At 72.2% G+C, this 3,570-nt stretch carries 5 protein-coding genes and 1 pseudogene; 2 read left to right on the top strand and 4 right to left on the bottom strand.

Going from position 1 to position 3,570, the window contains the following annotated elements:
• Positions 1-201: pseudogene (locus QM633_RS14030) on the top strand (hypothetical protein); the annotation flags it as partial.
• 55 nt (positions 202-256) lie between these two features.
• Here QM633_RS14030 and QM633_RS14025 read toward each other — a convergent pair.
• From QM633_RS14025 to QM633_RS14010, 4 genes are all read right to left on the bottom strand, one after another.
• A complete protein-coding gene (locus QM633_RS14025; RefSeq protein ID WP_415154384.1) occupies positions 257-940 on the bottom strand; it encodes a hypothetical protein in 684 nt (227 codons plus the stop codon).
• A 267-nt stretch (positions 941-1,207) separates the two neighbouring features.
• On the bottom strand, positions 1,208-1,630 hold the full coding sequence (locus QM633_RS14020; RefSeq protein ID WP_415154383.1) for an HIT family protein: 423 nt from the start codon (positions 1,628-1,630) through the stop codon (positions 1,208-1,210).
• 85 nt (positions 1,631-1,715) lie between these two features.
• Positions 1,716-1,919, bottom strand: coding sequence for a cold-shock protein (locus QM633_RS14015; RefSeq protein ID WP_415154382.1), 204 nt, complete (start codon positions 1,917-1,919; stop codon positions 1,716-1,718).
• Positions 1,920-2,130: 211 nt separating this feature from the next.
• Positions 2,131-3,066 (bottom strand): diacylglycerol/lipid kinase family protein, encoded by a 936-nt coding sequence (locus QM633_RS14010; RefSeq protein WP_415154381.1) that lies wholly within the window; start codon positions 3,064-3,066, stop codon positions 2,131-2,133.
• 58 nt (positions 3,067-3,124) lie between these two features.
• On the opposite strand from QM633_RS14010, the gene QM633_RS14005 reads away from it, so the two are divergent.
• Positions 3,125-3,570: hypothetical protein (locus tag QM633_RS14005; RefSeq protein WP_415154380.1), on the top strand; the 446-nt coding region annotated here is incomplete at its 3' end.

Below are 3,570 nucleotides of genomic sequence, written 5' to 3'. Positions count from 1 at the left end.
CTCGTGGAGGCGGGCGTGCCCGCCCCGGAGGCTCTGCGGGCGGCGACGGCCGGCGGCGCCGCGCTGCTCGGGATCCCCGCGGGCGAGCAGGCGGCAGACCTCGTGCTGTTCGACCGTGACCCCTCGGTTCCCGCGGTGGCCAGGGATCCGGGCGCGGTCGTCGCCGTCATCCAGGCCGGACGCGTCGTCCACGTCCGCTGACTCCGCGACCGTGGACGCGGCGCCGGCGGGTGAGGAAGGTTGCGGCCCGGGCTGCTCAGCTGCCGACGGCCTCGGCCCGCACCGGGACCATCAGGCGGGAGATGTCGACCTTGCGGCGGAACAGGCCACCGCTCGCCGGCACGCCGGGAAGGCCGGAGAAGCGCTTCGCGGCGTAGGCGGCGGGATCGGGGAACGAGACTGCGGCCGTGGCGACCGGGGCCTGCACCGGCGCATCGTCGACGGCGATCCTGGCGGCCACCGGCTGCGCGTCGCCCCCATCATCGTGACCGACCTCGTCGGCGCAGGTGTCGTCGACGGGCGCGTCCGCGAGGAAACGATGTTCGACGGAGGCCTCCGCCGGCGCGTCCTCGTCGACCGGCTCGTCCTGGACGGCGGATGGCGTCGCTGAGGTCTCGTCGGCGGCCGGACGGAAGATCCCGTCCGGAAGGATCGGCGGGTACACGACCAGCTCCGGCACGACCAGGCTCAGGCGGGCGGGGGAAGGGGAAGGGCTCTCCTCCCCGGGTTCATCGACGACCGGTGCCGGGGCGGTGGAGACCGGTCCGGGCACCGGCTCGGGCACGGGCACGGTGTCCCTGGCGAACGCGGCGTCCAGCGCCTGCTGAAGTTCGGGTGACAGGGTGACCGCGCGAAGGTGCCGGGGGGTGTACTCGAGGTCGCCGTCGAGCCCGTCCGCATCGAGGTCGAGGAAGCGGGAGCCTGCGATCGCCTGGGTCATGTCGTCCACCTGTCTGGGTCGAAGTAGGTCGCGGGTGCGCTCCGGGACGGGTGGGTCACGACGCCTGCTGCCGTCCGGACCGGAACGGCGACCGGCCGGAGCGACCCTGGAACCGCGAGAACGCGGGTGGGCATGGCTGCGGCCGACGCAGCTGGCGCATTGTGCAGGACCCCTCCCGAGAATGCACAACGAGCGTCTCACGCCGGTCCCCGCCCCAGAAAGGCCCCGAAAGGGTGACCCGGGGACGTCCCCGCGAGGGGCGGACGGTCAGCCGGCCGCCGCCGACAGCGCCGCGCGCAGGCGGGCGGCGTGCTCGGCCTCCTCGCCCGCCGCATACCTGGTGCGCGGCCAGAAGAAGCCGCGCAACCCGTCCCCCTTGCTGCGTGGCACCACGTGGACGTGCAGGTGCGGCACGGACTGGCTGACCACGTTGTTCATGGCGACGAACGTGCCCTCGGCGCCGAGGGCAGGGGTCATGGCTGCAGCGATCCGCCGGGCGAGGGTGAACAGCGGTTGGATGAGCTCCTCCGGCAGGTCGAGCAGGGTGTCGACGTGGCGGGTGGGGATGACCAAAACGTGGCCCTTGAACACCGGACGGTGGTCGAGGAACGCGACGACCTCGTCGTCGCGCCAGACCTCGTGCGCGATCAGCTCGCCGTTGACGATCTGGCAGAAGGTGTCCGTGGCCATGGGGGGATTCTCGCATCCCGCGCCGACGCGTCCGCGGAACGCCGACGGCCCCCTCGCCGGAGCGAGGGGGCCGTCGGTCTCTACGTCAGAGCGGGGAAATGTTCGAGGCCTGGGGACCCTTGGGGCCCTGGGTGATCTCGAACTCGACCTTCTGGTTCTCCTCAAGGGAACGGAACCCGGAGGACTGGATCGCGCTGTAGTGGGCGAAAACGTCCGGGCCGCCGCCGTCCGGGGCGATGAACCCGAAACCCTTTTCGGCGTTGAACCACTTCACAGTGCCAGTGGCCATGCACTAACTCCTTCTTGATGCGTGCGGCGCCGCCTTCCGGAACCGCGTGTTGTCCCCGCACCCCCCGAAGGAGTTCGCCCGCATTCCCGGCTTGGGGATGCGAGCCGGTACAGCGACTACAGACGCTACATTAGCGGGTGCGAGCGCTGGGCGGAACAGGCGCGTCCGCCCCGCGTGGCGCCAGTTGGTGCCACAGACCCTCCGGTCGTGCTCATTCGGGCTCCCGAGCCACCACCCGGACGGTGAGCGCGGCGGGGCGCACCGAGCACGTCATCCGGGTGCGCCGGCCGATGGCGTCTCCGTCGAGTTGCGCCTCGACGGGCTCCTTCGTGACGATGTCGACCCGCTCGGAGGTCAGGTGGACGAGCGCGGGGTGCCCGCGCCGGTGCACCGACAACACGTGCAGGGCGATCGCGAACCAGGCGGCGATCGACCGGGGGGTCGCCAGGATCGTGTCGAGCAGCCCGTCGTCCACCCGCGCGTCGGGGATCAGGCTGAGCCCGCCGGCGAGCTCGCCGCAGTTGGCGACCATCACCGTCCGGGCGTGCTGGCTGACCGCGCGCCGCCGGTCTGCGGCGACCCGGACGCCGAAGCCGAGCCGGAACAACGCACTCGCCCCGGACAGTGCGTAGGCCAGCCAGCCGACGCGCTTCTTCAGCCGGGCATCGACGCCGGCCATCATCTCCGCGTCCAGCCCCATCCCGGCCGCCACCAGGAACACCGCAGGCTCGGCCCCGTCCCACGCGACCTCGCCGACGTCGACAGCGAGGTCGGCGCCGGTCATCGCGACCGTGAGGGCCGCGTCCAGGTCGTCGAGGGGGAGGGAGAGGTTCCGCGCGAGCAGGTTGCCGGTCCCACCCGGAAGGAGGCCCATCGGCAGTTCCGACCCGAGCAGGCCGCTGGCGACGGCACGCACCGTCCCGTCGCCGCCGAGCGGGCAGACGAGTTCGGCGCCGGCGTCGACGGCCTCGCGGGCCTGCCCCTCGCCGGGATCCTCGACAGTGGTCTCGTACCAGGTGGGCCTCGGCCAGTCGTGGACGTCGCACAGGCGGGCGACGTCGTCGCGGACACGGGCGAGATCGTCGAACTTGGAAGGGTTCACCACGACGGCCCACGACCCCGGTGCCGGTCGGGACGCCGCATCCATGCGCGCACTCTACGCCGGGCTGTGGCGCGGGAGGGCCTCGCGCTCCTATGGTCTGGCCATGCGGACCAACAATGCCCTGCAGGTGATCTTCGCGTTCTTCCTCGGCCTCGTCGTCGTGGCCTTCGTGGGGATCGGGGTGAACACCTTCTATCCCGAGCCGGAGTGGACGGGCACGGGCTCGGCCCACACGGACTGGCGGCTGACCACCGGCATCATCCTGCTGGTCTGCGCGACGGTCCTGCTGGTGATCTCCCTGCTGCTGCCCGAGGTGCAGGGCGCGCTGTCGAACGGCGTCCTGCTCGGCGGGGTGTTCACGATGGTCTACGCGGTCGGCATCACGGTCACCACCGACCGGAGCGTGCTGCGCTTCGTCGTCGTCGCCGCAGCCCTCGTCGTCACGATCGGGATCGGCTGGGCGAAGTTCGCCCGCGGTCGCCGGGCCCCGGCGGCGGGGCCCGCGACAGCAGATCGACGACCTCCTCAACCGCCGCTCGGGCCTGAAGG

Origin of the sequence: Propionicimonas sp., assembly GCF_047606205.1 — a bacterium.
Taxonomy (GTDB): domain Bacteria; phylum Actinomycetota; class Actinomycetes; order Propionibacteriales; family Propionibacteriaceae; genus Propionicimonas.
This window is presented reverse-complemented; position numbering and strand designations above follow the sequence as displayed.